Origin of the sequence: Streptomyces sp. NPDC048650 (assembly GCF_043199095.1) — a bacterium.
Lineage (GTDB): Bacteria > Actinomycetota > Actinomycetes > Streptomycetales > Streptomycetaceae > Streptomyces.
The window spans coordinates 1-1,187 of record NZ_JBICVM010000043.1 but is presented as its reverse complement, the minus strand read 5'-3'; the positions used below and the strand labels follow the sequence as shown (position 1 = coordinate 1,187).

The window sequence follows — 1,187 nt, the reverse complement described above, 5'->3', positions numbered from 1 at the left end:
CAGATCGCGCTGGTCCTGGGCCACGCGAGCCCGGAGACGGTCGACCCGGACCGGGCCTTCCAGGACCTCGGCTTCGACTCCCTGACCGCGATCGAACTCCGCAACCTGCTCGGCAGGGCCACCGGGCTGCGGCTCCCGGCGACGACCGTGTTCGACTACCCGACGGCCGACGCCCTGGCGGGCCACCTCCTGGACGAGCTGTTCGGCGCGGAGACGGAGACAACGGCGCCCCTCCCGGTGTCCGCCCTCCCGTCCCTGACGGACGACCCGGTCGTGATCGTCGGCATGGGCTGCCGCTTCCCGGGCGGCGTCGCCTCACCCGAGGATCTGTGGCACCTGGTGTCCGAGGGCGTGGACGCCGTCTCGGACTTCCCGGCCGACCGCGGCTGGGAGATCGACGACACCTACGACCCCGACCGCGAGGGCGCCATCGCCACCCGCTCCGGCGGATTCCTCCATGACGCGGCGGACTTCGACCCCGAGTTCTTCGGGATGAGCCCCCGGGAGGCCCTGACCACCGACGCCCAGCAGCGGCTGCTGCTGGAGACGACCTGGGAGGCGCTGGAGCGCGCCGGTATGGACCCGGCCACCCTGCGGGGCAGCCGGACAGGCGTCTTCGCCGGCGTGATGTACCACGACTACTCGACGCTGCTCTCCGGGCGCGAGTTCGAGGGCTACCAGGGCAGCGGCAGTGCGGGCAGTGTCGCCTCGGGTCGGGTGTCGTACACGTTCGGCTTCGAGGGTCCGGCGGTCACGGTGGACACGGCGTGTTCGTCGTCGCTGGTGGCTCTGCACCTTGCGGTGCAGTCGCTGCGCTCGGGTGAGTGCTCGCTGGCGCTCGCGGGCGGTGTGACGGTGATGTCGACACCGCTGACCTTCGTGGAGTTCTCCCGCCAGGGCGGGCTCTCCCAGGACGGGCGCTGCAAGGCGTTCGCCGATGCCGCGGACGGCGTCGGCTGGGCCGAAGGCGCCGGAATCCTGGTGCTGGAGCGTCTGTCGGATGCGCGTCGCCATGGGCATCGGGTGTTGGCGGTGGTGCGGGGCAGTGCGGTGAACCAGGATGGTGCGTCGAATGGTTTGACGGCGCCGAATGGTCCGGCGCAGCAGCGGGTGATCCGGCAGGCGTTGGCGAGTGCGGGTGTGTCGGCGGCCGATGTGGACGCGGTGGAGGCGCACGGTACGGGGAC

At 71.8% G+C, this 1,187-nt stretch carries 1 protein-coding gene; it reads left to right on the top strand.

Features of this window, described 5'->3' with window-relative positions:
• Positions 1-1,187: beta-ketoacyl synthase N-terminal-like domain-containing protein (locus tag ACGFML_RS38125; protein ID WP_393550552.1), on the top strand; the 1,187-nt coding region annotated here is incomplete at both ends.